A 20,471-nucleotide genomic window follows, 5' to 3' on the forward strand; every position below is an offset into this window, starting at 1 on the left:
AAGCATGGGGAAAACTGCACTTGTCGTTGGCGCCACCGGATTGATTGGACGCGAACTCGTCGAACAGTTGCTCGAACAAGAACGATATGATCAAGTCTGGATTGTCGTCCGTCGCTCGAAGCGTTGGAGTCACCCGAAACTGCACGAGGTCGTCGGATTTGAAGGAATGGACGAGGCGTTGCCGCATATTGATGACGTCTACTGCGCACTCGGAACGACGATCGCTGTCGCCGGTTCGCGTCAGGCATTCAAACACGTCGATCTCGACTTGCCGCTCGAAGTGGCACGGGTCGCGAAACAACACGGAGCGACACGTTATGCCGTCGTATCGGCGCAAGGCGCGTCACTTCGGTCACCGTTCTTCTACAACCGGGTGAAAGGGGAGCTCGAGAACGGGCTCAAAGTGTTCGGCTTCGAGCACTTGATTATCGCCCGGCCATCGCTCCTCCTTGGGGAGCGGGATGAGTTCCGACTCGGCGAAAAAGCGGCCGAAGTCGTCAGCCGTCCGCTCCAACCGTTGTTGCTCGATAAACTACCGGATGCAGCGCCGATTCAAGCGCTCCACGTGGCCCGCGCCTTGATTATGGCCGCGGAAGAAGGACAGGGCATCGAAGTGTTGACGTCAGGTATGATGCAGAGGATGAGCCAATGAACCCATTAACCAAGAAACGTACCCAAGCCGTCTTGATTGATGGCGTCATTGCCGGATTGCTCAGTTTTGGTGTCGAACAGCTCGTTCGGAAGAAAGTGAAGAGCGAGTTCGTCCATGCTGTCATCACCCCGACGCTCGTCTCCTACGCGCTTGAGGCATGTCAGATGCGCCGCAGTGGACAGACGCTCGGCTATAAGCTGATGGGTCTCGAGTTGAAAAATGACGACGGGACACCGGTCACGGCCGAGCAAGCGTTCAAACGGGCGCTTCACCGCGACACAATCTCGATTGTCGCCTACGTCAAAGACCGCGCGCACTTCGAGGCCGAAGACGGTGCCGTCTTGCCGCACGACGCAGCGTTCCATATGCACGTAACCGAAAAAAACTGACCTCTCGAGGTCAGTTTTTTTTAGTCTTTGATGCGGCTGAGAATGGCCGTCGTCAAGGCGACGATCGTTCCGAGGACGAGTCCGTTCGAGAACACGGTCGCCAAGAGCGGCGGCAAATCGTTCATTGCCCCAGGTGGGAGCAACATCGCGCCGGCCCCAATTACGAGCGGGAGACCGACAGTGAGCGAGGCCGTCTTTTGGTTCAATTCGAACGCTGCCTCGTTGATCCCGATGATGATCATCGTCGCGATGAGCGGGGTGACGATGGCGTATCCGACGGCGGCTGGGATACTTGCGATCAGCGAGACGAATGGACCGACGAGGGCGAGCACCATCATCAAAGCATGAGCGATGAGGTGTGGCGTGCGATGCACACTTTCGGTCGAAGACAGGAAGCCGGCTGTCCCAGAGATGGCGACCGGTCCCGGTGTCCCGAACAAGCCCGCGACCATTTGGCTGATGCCGCTGACAACGCCGGACGCCGGGACGTTCCCTTCGATTTGACGCTTCTCACGTGAGCTGACGATGCGTTCAATCAATTTGATATTGGCAAGGACGTTCGTCATGAGAAGGAGCGTGATGACGAATGCAGTCGGAAGTAAGTTCCAATCCCACACCCACGTTCCGAACGGGAACAGTTCAGGCACGAGGAAGAACGACTCGGAACGGACAATCGGGTTGCCGAGTCCGAGCATGTTGAATAGCCAAAACCCTACGATGAGCGTCATGACGAGGCCATACTGTTTGAACCGGCTCCGCTCGAGCGTGAGCGCGAATAAGACGAGGCCGGCCGTCGCCACGGCTTGGATTGTGTTGATGCCGTCCTCGGTCACGCCGAAGCCGCCTTTGATGACGGCGCCGGACAATTGCAACACGAGCAAAATCATGTAGACGCCGAGTACTTGCGGGGTAAACAACGACAGCATCCGTCGCAACAGGCCGGTGACAGTCATGACCACTCCGAGCACACCACTTAAGAACAACATGAAACCGAGCGCTTGGAGCGTCTCTTGTCCGCTACCATAAAGCGCTGGACCGATGGAGGCATAGAGTGTGAACACGCCCCACCAAATCCCGGCCGGTCCTTCTAAGATGGGCAGGCGGTGGCCGAGCAGCGTCTGGATGATGCTGAAGAGTGCGAAGACGAACAGTGAGCGTGAGATGAACGTCATCGTCTCGCCCGGCGACAGTTCAAATAAGGCAGCGATTGAGAGCGGTGGTACAATGTTTGTAGCTAAAATAAAAATAAACCACTGAATCGTCGTGGTTACAGAACTTTTAGTCATGGTGTCCCCCTGGTATTTCCCTTTTTTAATACTAGTGTACCGTGACGGGGAAGTGGATGCAAATGGAGGTATATAATGAAGAAAAAACTGAAGTGGATTGGCCTCGGCCTATTAGGAGTCATGTTGGTCGCCATCATCGGCTTCCTTGTTTGGACGCAACTGACGTACGGACCGACGAAAGAGGCGCTCAGCTACGCGGCGGAGGCGACGGAAGTGGACAATCGTCTCGAGTTCGGGCAGACGGACAGCGAGGTTGGGTTCATCCTGTATCCGGGAGCGAAAGTCGAGAAAGAGGCATACGCCTATTATGGCACCAGACTGGCAGAAGAAGGTGTCTTCGTCGCCATCCCATCGTTGCGCTTAAATCTCGGGATAGCAGATATCGATGCAGCAGAAGAGATCATCGCCGCCCATCCAGACATCGAACGTTGGGTCGTCGGGGGGCATTCACTCGGCGGGTCGGCCGCGTCCGGTTACGCGCTCGAACACGAGGCGCAAGTCGACGGGGTCATCTTCCTCGCATCGTATCCGATCAGTACGATGGCGGACAGCGATTTACGTGTCTTGTCCGTCTCTGGGGAAATCGACGGTCTGGCCACACCGGCTGATATCGAGGCGAGCCGTGACAACGTCCCGGATGACGCCGTCTTCCATCAAATCAAAGACGGCAATCACGCCAACTTCGGGATGTACGGCCCGCAGGACGGAGATAACGATAGCCCACTCAGCGCCAAACAACAACTCGACGAGACGATCGATCAAATCTTGGATTGGTTATGAAAACAGCGTGCCCACATGATGGGGCACGCTGTTTTAACGTTGGTCGAGCTTATGACTGACCGCTGTCAGCAAGGCTGTCACGAGCGCGACGGCGCCGCCGACAAGGGCGAGCGTCATGACGGGTGCGTTGGCGTAGACAAGACCACCAAGCGCCGAGCCCATTCCGATACCTACGTTGCTCGCGACCGGCATGAGCGACGAGGCGAGACCTTTGGCGTCCGGATTGAACTTCTCGGCCAAATCGATCAAATAGATTTGCGTCGATGTGGTCAGTAGAATCGCCATGAACGACATGAGCGCGATATTGATGAGGCCGAGCGTCACGCTCGAGGTCGTCACATACAAGGCCGCCAAGACGAACGCTTGGATGAGAAAGACGAACCGAAGCCGTCCAATCGGATTATGGTTGGCGATTTTCCCGGCCGCCATGTTGCTGAAGATCGAGATGAATCCGTAAGCGAACAGGATTGGACTGACCCAAGCGATCGGGACGCCGAGCACGCCTTTCAAAATCGGGACGAGATACGTATAGACGACGTACGTCGCGCCGAAGCCGAACGCCGGGATGAAGAACGCGATTAGGATGCGCGGGTTCGTCAAGAGCCGCAATTGATCGGCAATCGACGTCTTGACGCTCGTTAAATGGCTCGGCACGACACGGTAGACGGCGAGAAATGCGACGACGCCTAAAGCGGTCGTCAACAGGAATGTCGTTTCCCATCCGGCGCGTTGGCCGATGAACGTACCGAGCGGGACGCCGAATACGTTGGCCATCGTGAAACCGCCGAAAATGAATGAGACAGCGATGCCGCGCTTCCCGGTTGGAACCGATTCACTGGCGACGAGCATGGCGAGCGAGATGAGCACGCCCGTCACGACGGCGGTCATCATCCGGAGCACGAGCAATATCCCGTACGTCGGAGCGAGGCTGCTGAACAAGTTAAAGACGATGAACGCAGCGGTGAGCGTAAGCATCAGTTTTCGTTTCGGCAAATGGCTCGTCAGTGACATCGTCAGCGGGGTCCCGATGGCGAAGGTGATCGCGAACGCCGAGACGAGCGTTCCGGCCGTGGCAATCGAAATCGATAGTCCATCGGCGATATCGGGTAAAATCCCGACGATGACAAATTCACTCGTCCCGAGCACGAACGTGAGCAAGGCGAGCGATAAGATAAGCGTCCAGTCGGTCCGACTGAGCGATGGGGTAGTCGTCAAAATAAAATCACTTCTTTCGTTCAAGGTTGTTAGACTTCAGTCGTTTTCAACCATACAGGATTTCCACGCAAAGCAAAACCCTTTTCCCTTCCGTGAGGAAAAGAAAAGGGTGCCATTTACCGCCAAAATGCCGTTGCTTCGACACCGGCATGATCCGAGACGATCGGACCGTTCTCGCCGTCAAAGACGACGGCATGGCGTGAGACGTGAATCGGGGCGTTCGTCAGCATCAAGTCGATGCGAAGCGCCTGCTTGTTCTCGTCCCAGCCAGCAATCTTGCCTTGGACGGTCGCATCGCCTTCACGCTCCGTCGCCAAATGGAACAAATCTTGGAGACCGTGCTCGATCAAGTAATCATAACCTTCCCCGCGGATGAACGCATCGTTATTGAAGTCACCGAGCAGCAAGGCGCGGTCGTCATCTTCGACGCGGCGCAACAGTTCATCGAGCTGATGGCGCACCGGTTCATCGGCATCATGCCACCAACCGAGGTGACAGGAGTAAATCGCCGTCGGCGCGTCCATGCCGTCCACGACCGCCTTGACGATTTTCCGAGATTTGTAATCGTTCGGGTCGGTCGTCTGGGAGACGAAGAACGATTCGGTCGACACGAACGGAGTGCGCGATAAAATCGCGACGCCCTCCTCGTAGATGTCGTATCCATAATGGGCGAAGTCCCACGTCATGTAGTAATCGACGCCTTGCTCTTTCAAACGCTCGACGAGCACATAGGCGAAGTTGTTCTCTCGAATCAAGCCGTCGATGAGTGGGGCCTCTTTATGTTGATTCACTTCTTGGAGTGCGATGATGTCATATTCCTCGCTCGCGATCCGTTCGACGATCGAGTCGATTTTCTCTTGTTGACGGTCCTCTAACCAGGCGTGACAGTTCAGCGTTAAAATATTCACGATAGTCCTCCTTTAGAAAAAACAGGCCAACTCGTGCGAGCTGGCCTGTTGATTATGCACCGATGACGTCTTGAATATCAGACTTCAATACGTCGGCTTTCGGGCCGTAGATTGCTTGGACACCGCGGTCTTTCAAGATGAGACCCATGGCGCCGTTCTTTTTCCATTCGCTCTCTTCTGAGACGAGCGACATGTCTTTGACTGTGACACGGAGACGCGTCATGCAGGCATCGACGTCTTCGATGTTCTGTTCCCCACCGAGTAGAGCGATAATCCCCATGACCTGCTCGTTGCCTGTCACATTCGACTTCTCTGTTGTTTCTTCCATGTAGTTCCCGTTACGGCCAGGCGTCGGAAGGTTCATCTTCTTGATGAAGAAGTTGAACACACCGAAGTTCAAGAAGAAGAAAGCAGCCGAGACGAGGAAGAAGTTAATCAAGTCTTGCAACAGTCCCGCTTTGACAATCATCGGGATGCGTGTGAGCAATTCAATCGCACCGAACGCGTGGACACGAAGGTCGATGACATCCGCTAAAGCGAAGGCGGCACCGGCCAAAAGCGCGTAGACGACGTAAAGGACTGGAGCGACGAACATGAACATGAATTCGATTGGTTCTGTGACACCCGTCAAGAAGACGGCGAGACCAGCCGACAAGAACATCGGTTTGTATTGTGCTTTCTTGTCTTCGTCGACGTTGCGGTACATCGCGTAAGCAGCACCGATCAAGGCAGCGAATGACAAGATGACTTGACCGACTTTGAAGCGGGCCGGTACGACGTCAGCAAGCAAGGCGTTGTAAGCGGCTGTATCACCAGCGGCGCGCAGGTTAACGAGGTCAGTGACCCAAGCCAACCAGAGCGGATCTTGACCCGCAACGACCGAACCAGCTGTCGCACCTGTCAAAATCGTGTACGTGCCACCGAGTTCCGTGTAGTTCATCGGCACAGTGAGCATGTGGTGAAGGCCGAACGGCAAGAGGAGACGTTCGAGCGCACCGTAGATGAACGGCGCGAGAACTGGTGCCGTGTTGCGTGACGTCGCGATCCATTCACCAAAGCTGTTGAGCGCGCCTTGAATCGTCGGCCAAATGATTGATAAGGCAATCGCGGCAATGACCGAACCGAGGATGACGACGAATGGCACGAAGCGCTTCCCGTTGAAGAACGAGAGGGCGTTCGGCAATTTGTTGAAGTTATAGAACTTGTTATAAAGGGCTCCACCAAGGAAACCGGCGATGATCCCGACGAACACACCCATGTTGAGTGCTGGTGAACCGAGTACAGATGTGAAGTAGTCGGCGACGACAAGGTCAGCCCCGAAGAGAGACTGGACTGTCGCTTCCGGGTCTTGGAGCATCGCTCCGTTGACGCCGAAGATGGCGCCTGTGACACGGTTGATCAAGATAAAGGCGATGAGTGCAGCGAACGCGCCGCCGGCTTTGTCTTTCGCCCATGAACCACCGATGGCGACCGCGAATAAGATATGTAAGTTGACGATGATTCCCCAACCGAGGTCTTCGATGATGCGTGCCGTCGTGAGCAAGATGCTGACGTCTCCGGCTGACATGCCAATCAATTTACCGATCGAGATCATGAGACCTGCGGCCGGCATGACGGCGATGACGACCATTAAGGCCTTACCGAGTTTCTGCCAAAAGTCGAACGAGATGAGTTGTTTCATGCTATACGCTTCCTTCCTGTACGGAACTTTTTATCTGTCTATGGCGACTGTCAATGCAATCGCTTGCATAGATGATTGTAATCGATTGCATAACTTTGTGCAACCGTTTTCCTAATTTTCATGGATTTTCATAACGAGAGGATATTCGACTCGTTTCTCACCTAGCTTGTCAGTCGGAACGAATCTCGCTACAATACTAAAGGTTGAAAGGGGCGAGAACGATGGGATGGAGACAGACAACATCGGCATTATCAAAAGAAGAGCAAGCGGCATTACTCGATGAATTGTTGCAGTCGGGCCTGTTATTAGAAGAGGATCGACTGCTGTACAGCATGTTGATGCCCGATCGCGTCAAGCGTATGCAGGAAGTGCTGGAGTTACGGACGAACCATATCACGATTTTGACGGAAGGGGTCGATGACCCGCACAATCAGTCGGCCGTGCTCCGTTCGGCGGACGCGTTCGGTGTCCAGACGTTGCACGTCGTCGAGGGACGGGCCAAGTTCAAGCCGAACTCGATTATCGCCAAAAGCGCCGATCGCTGGGTCGACGTGGTCGAACATCCTTCGATCGAGGACGCAATCGATCGGTTGAAGGCGGACGGTTACCAAGTGCTCGCGACGGCACTCAGTGAAGAGGCGGTCCCACTTGAGGACATCGATGTGTCAAAACCGACCGTGCTCTTGTTCGGGAACGAACATCACGGCGTATCGGAACGAGCGCTCGCCAAGGCAGACGGCAATTACTTGATTCCGATGCAAGGATACGTCCAAAGTTTGAACATTTCTGTCGCTGCCGCCATCTCGTTGTACGATGTGACGACGCGGGCGCGCCATGTCGTGACGGACGGATATGGACTGAAGGTGGAAGACAAGCAGCGCATCTTAAAAAATTGGATGGTAAAGAGCCTTCCGAAGCGGTCGCTCGGTGTGTATAAGCAAAAAGGTTTGACCGCTTTTGCGCGTGAGACAGGAAAAACGGAGTAAACGGCGAAAGTTACAGGCGTACGAACAACTTGTCCATATACTGAAAGGGGATGGAAAGATGAGTACGACCAGTTCATTTATCGTGAAAGATGTGACGACGAATTTCAAAGACTACGAAGAGGAATTCTTTAACCTGTACCGCACGCTTTACGGGGACATCGATCAACTGCGTTTTAAAGAACGGCTGTATCGTCATGCGAATCCGCTCGTGTTGCTCGCATTTTCAGATGAGCGCCTCGTCGGCTTCAAAATCGGTTACGAGGCCGAGCCGTATCGCTTCTATAGCTGGGCCGGAGGTGTGCACCCCGAGTTTCAAAAGCATGGCATCGGCCGCAAGCTGATGGACACGCAACTCGAGTGGGTGAAAGCGCAAGGGTTCCATTCGATTCGAACGAAAGCCCGTAACACGAACAAAGGGGTCATCATCTTGAACCTGTTGTGTGGCTACGACATCATGGGGGCGTATACAGAGGATAACGAGCCTCGCATCATGATGGAGAAACAATTGAACTGACCGCTGAGCCGTGGCGCATGCCACGGTTTTTTTTGTTGGCATGAAACCAAATGGGGCTGCATCCGTATTATAGAAAAAAGGGGGAGACATCATGGTCCATACGTTTGCATTCGGGGAAGAAGTATACATCGATTCAACAGGGATGGGGGACTCGTTTTTTAGTGGAGTACCAATCATTTTCCCGATATTCTTTTTCCTGATTATCGGTATTATCGTGTTCGCTGTTATTGGAGGCATCGGTAAGCAAGTGAAGACGAACAGTCTATTGAAAGACATGCAACAGTTCGCGTCAGACTTGGCCGACCATCCGAGTGACGAATCGGCAAACCGTCTCGCTAACTACTTGCGAGACGTGACGTCGTTCCCGGTCGAGCGGACACAGATGGAGCCGTTCCGGGTCGCGCTCGGCAGCTATCACTTGATTATGGAGTCGTCGCACGTGCACGACGAGACGAAAGAGCGGGTCGACCGCCAATACAAACGGCTCGGCATCTTGGACGGGGAGAAATTCGCCGATGAGCCGGTCCCGCGACGCCGTTCGAGCTCACACCATCATGACCACCATAATCATCACATGTAAAAACGCGTCGGGAACGTCCCGACGCGTTTTTGTTACATATAACGACTTGCGTCAAACTCGATTTCGGTCCGATGATTGGCTGACTCGATGGCGCTGGCGATGCGGTTGGCCCGTTTTTCGACGTCACGGGCTTTCAGCCGGTAAAGTTCCGGGTCATAGAGCGCATGCTTGATGACGCTCGTCCCTTCCCCGTAACCCGTTTGGAACTCGCGTTTCGGACGCTCGGCCAAATCTTGATACATTCGAGCCTGAGCTCGTAATTGAACGGCGAACTCCATCGCTTCGACGAGTGGGAGCGGTCCGTCATTCGTCTCGATGACGGTATGCAGGTTCGCCTCACAGACGAGACGATCAAGACGGCGTAAATCGGTCCGGATCGCCTCGAGCTCAACTTCGATATCCTCGAGTGAACGGGACTGGATCGTCGGGAGCGGCTCATCTTTCTCAAGTTCGATGAATGCGACACGTTCGACTTCTTCGAGCAACTTATCAATCTGCTTCAGAAGCAGGTGTTTCAACTTGATGGCATCTGCCAAGTACATAGGGATTCCTCCTTCTGCTTTTTTTAACCGTACCATACTGCGATTCCTAAAAAAAGGAAGGCGTTACTTTTTCGAGGTGAGGCGATATGATGGAAGAAAGAGAGGAGGTCGACCGATGAACAAGTGGAAAACGCAATGGATCATTGCCATCGTCTTGCTCGTCTTCGGTACCGCGACGTTCCTTTATCAGTGGATTGACTTGCGACCGGGTGAGATTCGCGATTATATCGTTCAATTCGGTTGGCTCGCCCCGCTCGTCTATATTTTACTGTTCACTGTTCGCCCGTTGATTTTATTTCCGACGTCGGTCTTGTCCGTCGCCGGTGGATTGGCGTTCGGGACGCTGCCTGGTGTCGTCTATACGGTCATCGGGGCCACGCTCAGCGCGCTCGTCGCTTACTATATCGCGATTCGCTTCGGTGACCGCTTTCTCCACCATTTCGAGACGAGCAACTATGAGAAGGTGCAGCATAAGATTGAAGAGGACGGGTTCTTCTACGTCTTGATTTTACGCTTGATTCCGCTCGTCAACTTTGACTTGGTCAGTTACGCCTCAGGGCTCGCGAAAGTGCGCCTCCCGGGTTATGTCTTCGCGACCACGGTCGGGATGATCCCGGGTGCGTTCGCCAACAATTTCCTCGGCAGCAGCCTCGCGAGCGGAGACTTTAAGTTAATCATCCTCGCCCTCGTCGTCTTGGTCGTCCTGACGCTCGTCGCGACGGTGTTCCGGGAACCGATCAAACGACAAGTTAATCGCTATAAAAAGAAGTAGGCGCTCCCGTTGAGCGCCTACTTTTTGGTTAACGGTTGTCGACCGTCTCAGGATACAGGTCGTGATTGAACAAACGATGTTCAGCCATTCTTTCGTATTTCGTGCCCGGTTTGCCGTAGTTGTAGTACGGATCGATCGAGATGCCACCACGTGGCGTGAACTTGCCCCACACTTCGAGATAGCGTGGCTCCATCAACTTGACGAGGTCTTTTCCGATGACGTTGATGCAGTTCTCATGGAAGTCCCCATGGTTGCGGAAGCTGAACAAATATAGCTTGAGCGATTTTGACTCGACGAGCTTCTCGTCCGGGATATATGAGATATAAATCGTCGCGAAGTCCGGTTGGTTCGTGATCGGGCAGAGCGACGTGAACTCCGGTGCATTGAACTTCACGAAGTAGTCGTTCTCCGGGTGACGGTTCGGGAACGCCTCGAGGACGTCCGGTGCGTATTCAAAAATGTATGGGACGCTCTTCTGTCCGAGGAGCGACAAGTCTTGTAAGTCTTCTGGTCTCATAAGTATTCTCCTTAGACGCCACGTTCGTTGGCGTACAGTAATGTGTGCAGCTGCGGCAGGACACGGACGCTTTGCCATGACGGGTCGCGGGCGACGTCCTCCCATAGTTCTTTCAAACGACGGAGCTGGGCGTCGGTGATGTCACCGTCCGCACCGGGCTCGGGATTGCCGGCCGATAAGTACATGACGTCCGGGGTGTAGCGCGTCTGTACCGATTTCGCATAGGCGAGGTCGATCTCGTCGAAGACGGCGACTTTGAACGTCATCTGTTCGGGGCGCAGCCGTTCGACGATGGCGTCGAGTTTCTCCCAGTCGGTCGTCATGCCGGAAGATGGTGGTTTCGGGCTGAGCGTCACGTCGTCGATGTCAGCGAGCCAATCCTGATAGCGACTGCCTTGCGTCTCGACGGCGAGTTTGACGTCACGCGCCTTCAGTTTCGTCACCAAGTCTTTCATCGCGGCGATGAGGAGCGGGTTGCCGCCCGAGATGGTGACATAGTCGTACACGCCGAGCGCGTCGAGCCGTTCGATCACTTCGTCGGCTGTCAGCATGTCGGGTTTTTCCGAGCCGTCCCACGTGAAGGCGGAGTCGCACCACGAACAGCGATAATCGCAACCGGCGGTCCGGACGAACATCGTCTTTTGTCCGATGGCGCGGCCTTCCCCTTGAAACGTCGGGCCGAACACTTCGAGGACAGGGATTTTCATCAGTCCACCAACCATTCGCGGCGGAACTCGGCGTACGATGTCGGTGTCTCGTACAGTTTGACGAATTCGACGCGGACGTCGCGCTCGTCAGGCAAGTGTTTGGCGAGCTGCTCGAAAATCCAGTAGCACATGTTTTCGGCAGTCGTGTTCATATAAGGTAACGACTCATTCAAATAACGATGGTCGAGGTATGGTTCGAGTTCTTCTTTAAAGATGGCTTTTAAATCGCCAAAATCGAGCGTCATGCCGCGGTTATCGAGAAAACCGCTGATACCCATTTGCAATTTATACGTATGTCCGTGTAGCGCTCGGCACTTGCCGTCGTAATCGAACAAATGATGGGCGGCGTCAAACGTCACTTCTTTGACGATTTGGACGCGGTGCGGACAATAGATGAGCGAGCCGTCTTGTTTGGCTTCGACACTCGTCGGGGCGAGGAATGGGGCGTTCTTCATACGCGCACCGCCTCATACGCGGCGAGGCCGTTTTGACGGAGCACACACGCCGGACATTCGCCACAACCTGATCCGAGGATGCCGTTATAGCACGTGAGCGTCCGTTCTTTGACGTAATCGAACGCACCGAGCTGATCCGCGAGTTCCCACGTCTGCTTTTTGTCGAGCCACATGAGCGGTGTGTCGATGACGAACGGATAGTCCATCGCCAAGTTGAGCGTCACGTTCAAGGATTTGACGAACTGGTCCCGGCAATCCGGATAACCTGAGAAGTCGGTCTCACATACGCCGGTGACGATGTGATGCATACCGAGCTGTTTGGCCATGACGGCCGCAAAGGATAAGAATAAGTGATTGCGTCCATCGACGAACGTGTTTGGGACGTCCGCATTGTCGATGTCGAGATCGTGTCTCGTCAACGCGTTAGAGGTGAGTTGTCCGAGTAAGGACAAGTCGAGGATGTGGTGCGGGACATCGAGTTCGGCCGCAATCTCTTTCGCGACCTCGATTTCCGCGTCATGGCGTTGCCCGTAGGCGAACGTCACCGCTTCCACATGAGAGAATTGTTGTTTTGCCCAAAATAGGCAGGTGGTTGAATCTTGACCGCCGCTAAAGACGACCAATGCTTTTTCGTGTTGCAACGTGCACACTTCCTTTTTCGCTAGTTTTGATGTCGGAGGAGGTTACGAACTCCGGAGGTCACCCTCGAGCGTTTACTTTACCATAAAAAGACGTTTGACAGGGAAAAGAGAAGCAGGTATAGTAAAGAACATCACTGAAACACTTTCGCGCATAAAAGCGTTTAAGCGGTTAGGTAGAAAATAATGGAACTGAAAGGAGGGGACGTCGATGCAGATGAAAGGAAAAGAGGCTGTATTCGTCGTGCTGATGAGCGGTATTTCCCTGCTCGCACTGATGTTTTTGGCCAAAGCGACGCCACACATGGCGATCTTTGGCACAATGGTATTAATAGGGGGTTACGCGTATTATCGCACGCGTGATTTTAAACGAATCGAAGCCGCGATGATCAGCGGGATCCGTGAAGCCATCATGCCGGTCTTGATTTTACTGTTGATTGGGATGTTGATTGGTGTATGGCAGATGTCTGGTACGGTGGCGACGATCCTCTCCATCGGTTTAAATACAATCTCAGCGCAATGGTTCTTGCCGAGCGTCTTGCTCATCACAATGATTGTCTCGTCGTTCACGGGCAGTGCCTTTACGACGGTCGGTACGGTCGGGGTCGCCTTGTTCGGTATCGGGATGGCGCTCGGGATTTCTCCGGCGCTTGCCGCAGGGGCAATCGTCTCAGGTGCATTATTCGGCGACAAAATGAGCCCATTGTCAGATACGACGAACTTCGCGCCGGCCGTGGCCGGTGTCAAACTGTTCGACCATATCCGTTTCATGATGGGGACGACCGTCCCGGCCTTTGTCATCACGCTCATCTTGTTCACGCTTCTCGGTCGGAGCGGCCAAGCGGCCGACACGACGCAAATCGCTGAAGCGCAGGCAGCACTCGCCGGGCGGTTCAACTTATCATGGCTGACTTTGCTCGCGCCAATCCTAGTTGCCGTTCTCGCCTTCCGCCGGATGCCGGTCTTGCCGACGATGCTCGTCGGGATGTTCGCCGGTGTGTTGACGGCAGGGTTTGTCCAAGGCAACTGGAACGTCACGAACTGGTTTGGCGTTATGCAGGCCGGATTCAAATCGGGCGTCGAGAATGAGACGATTGCGGCCGTACTCGACCGTGGCGGACTCGAATCGATGCTCTGGTCGGTCAGCCTCGTCTTGATCGCGCTCGCGTTCGGTGGATTGCTCCGCGAACTTGGTGTGTTCCAAGCGATCGTCGACGCATTGCTCGAACGGTTGAAGTCACCAGGCAGCTCGGTCTTGTCGGTCGTCCTCAGCTCGATTGGTGTCAACTTGCTCGCGGGTGAGCAGTACTTGTCGATCTTGCTTCCAGGTCAGGCGTTCAAACAAGGGTTCATCGATCGCGGCATCGATCCCCGTTACTTGTCACGTGCTCTTGAAGACGGCGGGACGGTGATCAACCCGCTCATCCCATGGGGCGTGTCGGGTGCATTCTTCGCGGCCACGCTCGGGGTACCGGTACTTGAATACGCACCGTTCGCCTTCTTCCTCTGGCTCAGCCCGATTTTCTCGATCATTCTCGGATACGTGAAGTTGGGAAAGCAACGTGAGGCGATGCGGATCGCATCTTAATCGAATCACTCCAAAAAACCATCCAGGACCAATAGGTGTCCTGGATGGTTTTTTTTAATGTCTCAGGTAAAAGAGCTCTCGAGTTCCCATAACGTATCTCCGAATTGATCGATGAGCGCCTGGGCTCTGGATTCGATATCCGTCGGCAAATCAGCTCTTGAGAAATACTGCAAGTCCAGACTTTCTCCGTCGTTCATGGTTAACGTCCCTCGCACTTGCTTCGCATGGAAGAGATTGATGACACTATGCGTTTCATCTCCGTTCGGGTACTTGAAGAAAAACTTTGGCCCCGAGCAGACACCGACGAGTTCAAATTGATTGGTTTCAAGCCCTGTCTCTTCATTCAATTCACGGGCAGCCACTTCTTCTAACGTCTCATTCAACTCCATCGAGCCTCCTGGCAATCCCCAATCATGCGTGTCGGAACGATGCTGAAACAACAGCTCATGCCTGTCATTCAAGACGAGCACGGTCGCCCCGACAGTGATTAATGGCCTGTTGCCGACTGTCTTTCTTAATTCTAATAGATACCCCACCTTGGTTCGCCTCACTTTCTCGTATGTCATACCATTCGGCTTCCATTACGAAATCCCTTTGATTAGAACGGGCATCTTTTTTGTATCTTCCCGTCTTCATTTGAGAAAATGAGACCGAGGAGGGATGACGATGAAACGACTCGATCCATCATTTTATGAGCAACCGACGCTCGAATTGGCCCGTTCGTTACTTGGTCACTATCTCGTCCATGATCATCTCGACGGTCAAATCGTCGGAAAAATCGTCGAGACGGAAGCTTATCTCGGCGCCATCGACCGGGCGGCCCACAGTTTCGGCGGCAGACGGACGAATCGGACCGAGGTGATGTTCGGGTTACCTGGACACGTTTACACGTATCAGATGCACACGCATACGCTCTTGAACGTCGTGAGCGGTCCGGTCGGCACGCCGGAAGCCGTCCTCATTCGGGCCATCGAGCCGATTGAAGGACAGGGCATCATTGAGGCGAATCGTCCCGGCATCAAGCGATTCGACCAGACGAACGGACCCGGAAAACTGACGAAAGCGCTTGGCATCACGATGGACCTATACGGACATTCGCTCCAACATGAGCCACTTTATATCGTTGAAGGGAGTGCCATCCCGGAAATCGAGGCCGGTCCACGCGTAGGGATTCCAAATACGGGCGAAGCACGCGATTACCCGTACCGCTTCTTCGAACGAGCCAATCCGTACGTCTCGAAGTTTCGTTGAATGTTTATGGGCCGGTTAGGTGTGGAACACTCCTTATGTGCATAAAAATAATGAGGGAGTGTTTTCAATATGGCAAAAGTAGCAACGCTAATCACAGATATGTTTGAAGACGTAGAGTTCACGGGTCCACGCGACGCATTGGTGGAAGCGGGGCACGAAGTTGTCACGATTGAAAAGAAAGCCGGTAACACGGTTGAAGGCAAACAAGGCGAGTCGAAAGTCACGATCGACAAAGCAATCGATGACGTGTCGCCGGAAGACTTCGACGCGTTGCTGTTACCAGGTGGGTTCTCACCCGACTTGTTACGTGAAGACGAGCGATTCGTTCAATTCGCGAAAGCGTTCATGGACGCGAAGAAACCTGTGTTCGCTATCTGTCACGGCCCACAACTGTTGATTACGGCGAAGACGCTCGAAGGCCGCGATGCAACCGGTTATAAGTCGATTAAAGTCGACATGGAGTATGCCGGTGCGAAGTATGCGGACAAAGAAGTCGTCGTCTGCCAAGAACAGCTGGTGACAAGCCGTCAACCGGACGACATCCCGGCGTTCAATCGCGAAATCCTTAATCTGCTCAAATAATCGTCTGGCCACGGAATTTCCCGTGGCTTTTTTTGTGCAATCGGGAATAGGTGAATAAGGAGGAGATTTAGATGAAACGAGCACGTTCACCTAGCTAAGTCGGTCGAAACGTTACGTTGCTTGGATGGATGCGTTGGTTCGAGGCGCTCATCCCAGCCTACACGATTGAGCGTCTGTTTTGGGAGTCGCGGACGATCACGATGCAAGAAGTCGTCTATCTCGAAATGCTCTATGCCATCCTCGTCGTCATCCTCGAAGTGCCGACCGGGGTGTTAGCCGATCGCTTGGAACGGCGACGTCTGTTGCAAATCGGAACTGCACTCGAGTGGGGTTCCTTTGTCGTGTTACTTGTGTCCTTTTCGTTCGGCGGTTTCGCCTTAGCCATCGCCTTGTCAGGCATTGGGGCGGCGCTCCGGAGCGGGGCGGAGAATGCACTGCTCTATGAGACGCTTGAACAGGATGGGAAGACGGAGGCATTCGAGCGCTGGGTCGGCCGGTTGAATGTCATCGGAATCGTTGCCGCCGTTCTCGCGGCGATCAGCGGCGCATTGCTGGCCACACGCTTCCCGTTTGAACTGAACTATGTGCTGTCGATTGTCAGTTTGTTTATCGCGACAGCGTGTAGCCTCGGCCTTGTCGAGCCGAGACGAGTCGTGACAGAGGAACGAATGACATGGGCGGATATCGGGGCAGGTTTTCGCTTCGTGTGGCACGACCGCCAGCTGCTTGCTTTGTCGTCGGTGTTCATCGTGACAATCGGTGCGTTCAACTTCATCGATGAGTTTTGGCAGTTGTACGCCCGTGACGTCGAAGTTCCCATCTATTGGTTCGGAATGATTTCGACTGTCCTGTTGCTCATTCAAATACCAGGGCAACTGCTCGCCCCGGTCCTGTTACACATCACGACGGTCGATCGTTGGTTGCACGGAATCGGTTGGGGCATCGGTCTCGGTTTTGTCATTCTCGGCTTTTTCCCAGGACAAGTCGGACTCGTCTGGATGGCAGGCATGGCGTTTCTTATCGGCATCGTCGAACCGCTCTATCTCGGGGCATTGCATCACCGTGTCCCGTCTGTCATCCGGGCGACGACCGAGTCATCCGTCTCGATGTTGCTGCACGTTAGTATCATCCTCATCGGACTAGTGTTTGTGATCGGGGCCGGTATGACGCTCTTCGTTGCCTTTTTATGGATTGGGATCGTCGTTTGTATGCATCAATTGCTCATCATATTCGTTACTTGGAAAAAGGATGCTTAAGCGAGCATCCTTTTTTTACGCCTCAAGACCGAGGCGGACGGAGAAGCAACCGTGTATGATAAGAAACAATACTGGAGTAGGAGACAGACGATGGAATGGTATGAGTTACTGATTGGATTTTTGTTAGGGGTCGTCGAAGGGATGACAGAGTTCGCCCCGGTCTCGTCGACGGGGCACATGATTCTTGTGGACGACCTATGGCTCAATTCGAGCAGCTTCCTCGGTCAAGAGGTCGCGAACACGTTTAAAATCGTGATTCAGCTCGGTTCGATTTTAGCGGTCATCGTCGTGTTTCGAAGTCGGTTCAAAGAGTTATTGAATCCGAAAGAATTGCTGGCGATTCGTAACAGCGGGCCGACGAACAAATTGAATGTGTTACATATATTGATTGGGCTGCTCCCGGCCGCTGTGCTCGGGTTGATGTTCGAGGATTATATCGACACACACTTGTTTTCGATCAAGACGGTCTTAATCGGGCTCGTCATCGGCGCGTTCTTTATGATTGCCGCCGATTTGTCAGGCGTGAAGCGTCAGACGACAGCAACGCTCGATGAGATTTCGTACAAGCAGGCGCTCGGTGTCGGCTTGATTCAATGTTTCTCGCTCTGGCCAGGTTTTTCACGCTCAGGGTCGACCATCTCGGGCGGTGTCCTCTTAGGGATGAGTCACCGGGCCGCGGCGGACTTCACGTTCATCATGGCCGTACCGATTATGTTCGGTGCTAGTGCGCTCTCGCTCTACAGCAAATGGGAGTACTTCACGATGGCGACCCTCCCGGTCTTCGTCGTCGGATTCATTAGCGCGTTCTTATTCGCGCTGTTGTCGATCAAGTTCTTCTTGAAGTTGATCAATAAAGTCAAATTGACGCCGTTCGCCATATATCGCATCGTGTTGGCGGCTATCATTTACTTCTTGTACTTCTAAGAAAAAAAGCGCATGTCAGCACATGCGCTTTGAAACCAATGATCCATCAAGTTCGTATAACCAAGTAGAGGTGAGAACATGGAACATATCGTTGTCGTATTGGGAACGTTGATTGGCCTCGGGGCTGTCGGTGCACTCTTGTACATGACGCGTCTCGCTTACGAATCATGAGAACGGATAGTGATAGAAACGCTCACGTTGGAGTAACTCCATGACGTGGGCGTTTTCTGCGTTGTCGATGGCCCGCAGCAATCCTTCCGTCTGAGAGCGGTGGGCGAGCAACGCCTCGCGTTTCGCGGCACTCTCGTCGCCGACTTCGATGAGGACGTGCGGCTTTCCGAGTTCCGCTTCGGTGCGATGGTCAAAGGCGACGCCTAAAAACTCTGGACGACTCGCTTCATCCATCTCTTGGAGCGCTCGAACGACCGCTCGTGCTGTCGCCTCATGGTCGGGATGGACGGCGTAGCCCGGGTAGAAGGAAATGACGCGGGCCGGTTTCACTTCTTCGATTAACGCGCTGAACCGTCCAGCGAGTTCCGCTTCGTCTTCGAACTCGACGGTCTTATCACGGAGTCCCCACATGCGGAGGTCGTCGATGCCCATGACGGCACATGCTTCCTCGAGCTCATGCTTGCGAATCTTCGGCAACTCTTCCCGTGTTGTGAAAATCGGCGAGCCCATATTGCGGCCCATCTCACCGAGCGTCAGACAGACGTACGTGACCGGGAAGCCGTTCTTATGGTGTTGGATGATCGTCCCGGCCGAGCTGAACGCTTCATCATCAGGATGCGGAAAAATAACGAGTAACGGTCCATTCATTGGCTTTCCACCTCCGAGGCTCCTTGTGGGAGCGGTTTGATATCTAAGTGTAAGGCGCAGGCGAGGCGACCGAGCCGGTCATGACCGGCGAGCAGGAGCTGGTCCCCATGCTGTTCGTAATCGGTCAATCCTTCGACGTAAAGCCAACCGTGATCGAGCTTCAAGCCGACCCGATATGGACCGTTGCCTTTGATTTGGCCGATGCTGTATTCGATGACGACGTTCCGGATGAACATGCCGGCGTTATGAAAGTCAGGGTCGTTATGCGTCGCATACGCCCCGTTCGTCGTCTCGACGTGGACATAGAGCGGCATGGATACATGCGCGTCCAAGTATGTCTGGATAGTTGTAGGTTGAATCGATTTCACGCGGTTCCCTCCAATGGAAACGATGACCCGAGACATACGTCCCGGGCCACCCGTTAAGATTGTGTTGCTAGTTTTTTACGGTAACCGGTATGGTTCGTCGGGCCAACGTATTGGTTGAGGCGGAACGAGTGACGGACCGCTTCAGTGATAAACTCTTTTCCGATTTGGATGGCCTCGTCGACCGAGTGACCGCTCGCCAGTGAGGCCGCGATCGCTGACGAGAACGTGCAGCCGCCGCCATGTGTGAAGGCAGGCTCGATTTTCTCGCTCTCAAGGAGACGATACTCGTTACCGTCGTAAAGCACGTCGAATGCTGTATCAAACCCGAGCTTGCCGCCGACTTTGACGATGACAATCTCAGCGCCGAGCTCATGGATCAAACGAGCAGCTTCTTTGATTTCATCCATCGTCGAAGGTGTTTTATCGAGACCTGCGAGCATGCGCGCCTCGAACAAGTTCGGTGTGATGATTTTAGCGACCGGTACGAGGTGCTTGCGCATCGCGACCGCGACGTCCGGGTTGAGAATCTCGTCTGCACCTTTACAAGCCATGACCGGGTCAACGACCGCGTTCTGGATGCCGTATTCTTTAATTTTACGAGCGGCGAGTTCGATGATCTCTGGCGTCGGGAGCATGCCTGTCTTGACGGCATCGACACCGATTCCGGCGAGGACCGTATCGATTTGTTTCTCAATCAACGTCGTGTCGATCGGGAATACTTCGTGGTGCCACGCGTTATGCGGGTCTTGAGCCACGATGACCGTGAGTGCGGTCATCCCGTAAACACCGAGCTCTTCCATCGTCTTCAAATCAGCCTGGATGCCTGCACCGCCGCTCGTATCCGAGCCAGCGATCGTTAACGCTTTTTTCATTGTCATAGTCGTTCAATCCCCTTTGTCTGTTTGGATAGTTTCACTATAACGACTTTTTGACGCTACGACAAATTCCGAGGTCGTTTTCGCGCCGGAATAAGTTTCGAAAATTGATGGCAGGATTTCAATCATATTTGGGGAATAGTAATGAATAGGGTGTAGACCACTTTCAATTGGCTAGGAGGAAAA

The 20,471-nt window shown here is 53.9% G+C and carries 25 protein-coding genes; 12 read left to right on the plus strand and 13 right to left on the minus strand.

What is annotated here, in order from left to right; translation table 11 throughout:
• Positions 1-4: 4 nt before the first annotated feature.
• Together AC13H5_RS01395 and AC13H5_RS01400 are read left to right on the plus strand one after the other, a co-directional pair.
• On the plus strand, positions 5-652 hold the full coding sequence (locus tag AC13H5_RS01395) for an NAD(P)H-binding protein (protein ID WP_034780733.1): 648 nt from the start codon (positions 5-7) through the stop codon (positions 650-652).
• Positions 649-1,041, plus strand: coding sequence for an RDD family protein (locus AC13H5_RS01400; protein WP_034780735.1), 393 nt, complete (start codon positions 649-651; stop codon positions 1,039-1,041). Before AC13H5_RS01395 ends, AC13H5_RS01400 begins: the two co-directional genes overlap by 4 nt.
• 20 nt (positions 1,042-1,061) lie before the next feature.
• On the opposite strand, the gene AC13H5_RS01405 is transcribed toward AC13H5_RS01400, so the two are convergent.
• On the minus strand, positions 1,062-2,327 hold the full coding sequence (locus tag AC13H5_RS01405; protein WP_483546176.1) for a purine/pyrimidine permease: 1,266 nt from the start codon (positions 2,325-2,327) through the stop codon (positions 1,062-1,064).
• 75 nt (positions 2,328-2,402) lie between these two features.
• On the opposite strand from AC13H5_RS01405, the gene AC13H5_RS01410 reads away from it, so the two are divergent.
• Positions 2,403-3,107, plus strand: a complete 705-nt coding sequence (locus AC13H5_RS01410; protein ID WP_483546177.1) for an alpha/beta hydrolase — start codon at positions 2,403-2,405, stop codon at positions 3,105-3,107.
• A gap of 33 nt (positions 3,108-3,140) precedes the next feature.
• Here AC13H5_RS01410 and AC13H5_RS01415 read toward each other — a convergent pair whose 3' ends face one another.
• The 3 genes from AC13H5_RS01415 to AC13H5_RS01425 form a co-directional block, all read right to left on the minus strand.
• A complete protein-coding gene (locus AC13H5_RS01415) occupies positions 3,141-4,322 on the minus strand; it encodes an MFS transporter (protein WP_483546178.1) in 1,182 nt (393 codons plus the stop codon).
• Between the two features lie 116 nt (positions 4,323-4,438).
• Positions 4,439-5,230, minus strand: coding sequence for an endonuclease/exonuclease/phosphatase family protein (locus tag AC13H5_RS01420; RefSeq protein WP_029596278.1), 792 nt, complete (start codon positions 5,228-5,230; stop codon positions 4,439-4,441).
• A 52-nt stretch (positions 5,231-5,282) separates the two neighbouring features.
• The gene (locus AC13H5_RS01425; RefSeq protein WP_483546179.1) at positions 5,283-6,911 is read right to left on the minus strand and encodes a PTS transporter subunit IIBC; all 1,629 of its coding nucleotides are present in this window, start codon (positions 6,909-6,911) and stop codon (positions 5,283-5,285) included.
• Between the two features lie 221 nt (positions 6,912-7,132).
• On the opposite strand from AC13H5_RS01425, the gene AC13H5_RS01430 reads away from it, so the two are divergent.
• The 3 genes from AC13H5_RS01430 (at position 7,133) to AC13H5_RS01440 (ending at position 8,991) form a co-directional block, all read left to right on the plus strand.
• A complete protein-coding gene (locus AC13H5_RS01430; RefSeq protein ID WP_114164885.1) occupies positions 7,133-7,897 on the plus strand; it encodes a TrmH family RNA methyltransferase in 765 nt (254 codons plus the stop codon).
• Complete coding sequence (locus AC13H5_RS01435) at positions 7,875-8,411, plus strand: GNAT family N-acetyltransferase (RefSeq protein ID WP_353049036.1); 537 nt, start codon at positions 7,875-7,877, stop codon at positions 8,409-8,411. The genes AC13H5_RS01430 and AC13H5_RS01435 overlap by 23 nt, the downstream gene beginning before the upstream one ends.
• A 91-nt stretch (positions 8,412-8,502) precedes the next feature.
• Complete coding sequence (locus AC13H5_RS01440; RefSeq protein WP_215191559.1) at positions 8,503-8,991, plus strand: hypothetical protein; 489 nt, start codon at positions 8,503-8,505, stop codon at positions 8,989-8,991.
• A 32-nt stretch (positions 8,992-9,023) separates the two neighbouring features.
• On the opposite strand, the gene AC13H5_RS01445 is transcribed toward AC13H5_RS01440, so the two are convergent.
• A complete protein-coding gene (locus AC13H5_RS01445; protein WP_215190546.1) occupies positions 9,024-9,533 on the minus strand; it encodes a hypothetical protein in 510 nt (169 codons plus the stop codon).
• A 115-nt stretch (positions 9,534-9,648) separates the two neighbouring features.
• On the opposite strand from AC13H5_RS01445, the gene AC13H5_RS01450 reads away from it, so the two are divergent.
• Positions 9,649-10,305 carry a TVP38/TMEM64 family protein gene (locus AC13H5_RS01450; protein WP_138860076.1) on the plus strand — a complete coding sequence of 219 codons (657 nt, stop codon included), beginning with the start codon at positions 9,649-9,651 and terminating at the stop codon, positions 10,303-10,305.
• A 28-nt stretch (positions 10,306-10,333) separates the two neighbouring features.
• Here AC13H5_RS01450 and queF read toward each other — a convergent pair whose 3' ends face one another.
• Genes queF through queC form a run of 4 tightly spaced genes read right to left on the minus strand, consistent with a single transcriptional unit; the run spans position 10,334 to position 12,625 of the window.
• The gene (gene queF / locus AC13H5_RS01455; RefSeq protein WP_021068099.1) at positions 10,334-10,822 is read right to left on the minus strand and encodes a preQ(1) synthase; all 489 of its coding nucleotides are present in this window, start codon (positions 10,820-10,822) and stop codon (positions 10,334-10,336) included.
• A gap of 11 nt (positions 10,823-10,833) precedes the next feature.
• Positions 10,834-11,529, minus strand: a complete 696-nt coding sequence (gene queE, locus AC13H5_RS01460; protein WP_251131381.1) for a 7-carboxy-7-deazaguanine synthase QueE — start codon at positions 11,527-11,529, stop codon at positions 10,834-10,836.
• Positions 11,529-11,984: a 6-carboxytetrahydropterin synthase QueD gene (gene queD, locus AC13H5_RS01465; protein WP_021068101.1), complete on the minus strand. Its 456-nt coding sequence runs from the start codon at positions 11,982-11,984 to the stop codon at positions 11,529-11,531. The genes queE and queD overlap by 1 nt, the downstream gene beginning before the upstream one ends.
• On the minus strand, positions 11,981-12,625 hold the full coding sequence (gene queC / locus AC13H5_RS01470; protein WP_483546180.1) for a 7-cyano-7-deazaguanine synthase QueC: 645 nt from the start codon (positions 12,623-12,625) through the stop codon (positions 11,981-11,983). The genes queD and queC overlap by 4 nt, the downstream gene beginning before the upstream one ends.
• Positions 12,626-12,833: 208 nt before the next feature.
• On the opposite strand from queC, the gene nhaC reads away from it, so the two are divergent.
• Entirely contained in the window at positions 12,834-14,210 is a 1,377-nt protein-coding gene (nhaC, locus tag AC13H5_RS01475) for a Na+/H+ antiporter NhaC (RefSeq protein WP_483546181.1), read from the plus strand.
• 62 nt (positions 14,211-14,272) lie between these two features.
• On the opposite strand, the gene AC13H5_RS01480 is transcribed toward nhaC, so the two are convergent.
• Positions 14,273-14,746 (minus strand): NUDIX hydrolase, encoded by a 474-nt coding sequence (locus AC13H5_RS01480; RefSeq protein ID WP_214823480.1) that lies wholly within the window; start codon positions 14,744-14,746, stop codon positions 14,273-14,275.
• Positions 14,747-14,870: 124 nt separating this feature from the next.
• Between AC13H5_RS01480 and AC13H5_RS01485 the strand changes: the two genes are divergently transcribed.
• From AC13H5_RS01485 to AC13H5_RS01500, 4 genes are all read left to right on the plus strand, one after another.
• Positions 14,871-15,461: a DNA-3-methyladenine glycosylase gene (locus AC13H5_RS01485; RefSeq protein WP_138860072.1), complete on the plus strand. Its 591-nt coding sequence runs from the start codon at positions 14,871-14,873 to the stop codon at positions 15,459-15,461.
• A 69-nt stretch (positions 15,462-15,530) separates the two neighbouring features.
• Positions 15,531-16,043 (plus strand): type 1 glutamine amidotransferase domain-containing protein, encoded by a 513-nt coding sequence (locus AC13H5_RS01490; RefSeq protein WP_034780765.1) that lies wholly within the window; start codon positions 15,531-15,533, stop codon positions 16,041-16,043.
• 116 nt (positions 16,044-16,159) lie between these two features.
• Positions 16,160-17,299, plus strand: a complete 1,140-nt coding sequence (locus tag AC13H5_RS01495; RefSeq protein WP_235420244.1) for an MFS transporter — start codon at positions 16,160-16,162, stop codon at positions 17,297-17,299.
• A gap of 90 nt (positions 17,300-17,389) precedes the next feature.
• Positions 17,390-18,223: an undecaprenyl-diphosphate phosphatase gene (locus AC13H5_RS01500; RefSeq protein WP_034780766.1), complete on the plus strand. Its 834-nt coding sequence runs from the start codon at positions 17,390-17,392 to the stop codon at positions 18,221-18,223.
• 165 nt (positions 18,224-18,388) lie between these two features.
• Here the strand turns inward: AC13H5_RS01500 and bshB2 are convergent, their stop codons facing one another.
• The 3 genes from bshB2 to pdxK are packed head-to-tail and all read right to left on the minus strand — an operon-like array spanning position 18,389 to position 20,288.
• Complete coding sequence (gene bshB2 / locus AC13H5_RS01505) at positions 18,389-19,042, minus strand: bacillithiol biosynthesis deacetylase BshB2 (RefSeq protein ID WP_034780767.1); 654 nt, start codon at positions 19,040-19,042, stop codon at positions 18,389-18,391.
• Complete coding sequence (locus tag AC13H5_RS01510) at positions 19,039-19,410, minus strand: YojF family protein (protein WP_034780768.1); 372 nt, start codon at positions 19,408-19,410, stop codon at positions 19,039-19,041. The genes bshB2 and AC13H5_RS01510 overlap by 4 nt, the downstream gene beginning before the upstream one ends.
• Before the next feature lie 53 nt (positions 19,411-19,463).
• On the minus strand, positions 19,464-20,288 hold the full coding sequence (gene pdxK / locus AC13H5_RS01515; protein WP_483546182.1) for a pyridoxine/pyridoxal/pyridoxamine kinase: 825 nt from the start codon (positions 20,286-20,288) through the stop codon (positions 19,464-19,466).
• Positions 20,289-20,471: the final 183 nt, after the last annotated feature.

The organism is Exiguobacterium sp. FD-YE-25-4, from assembly GCF_057004685.1.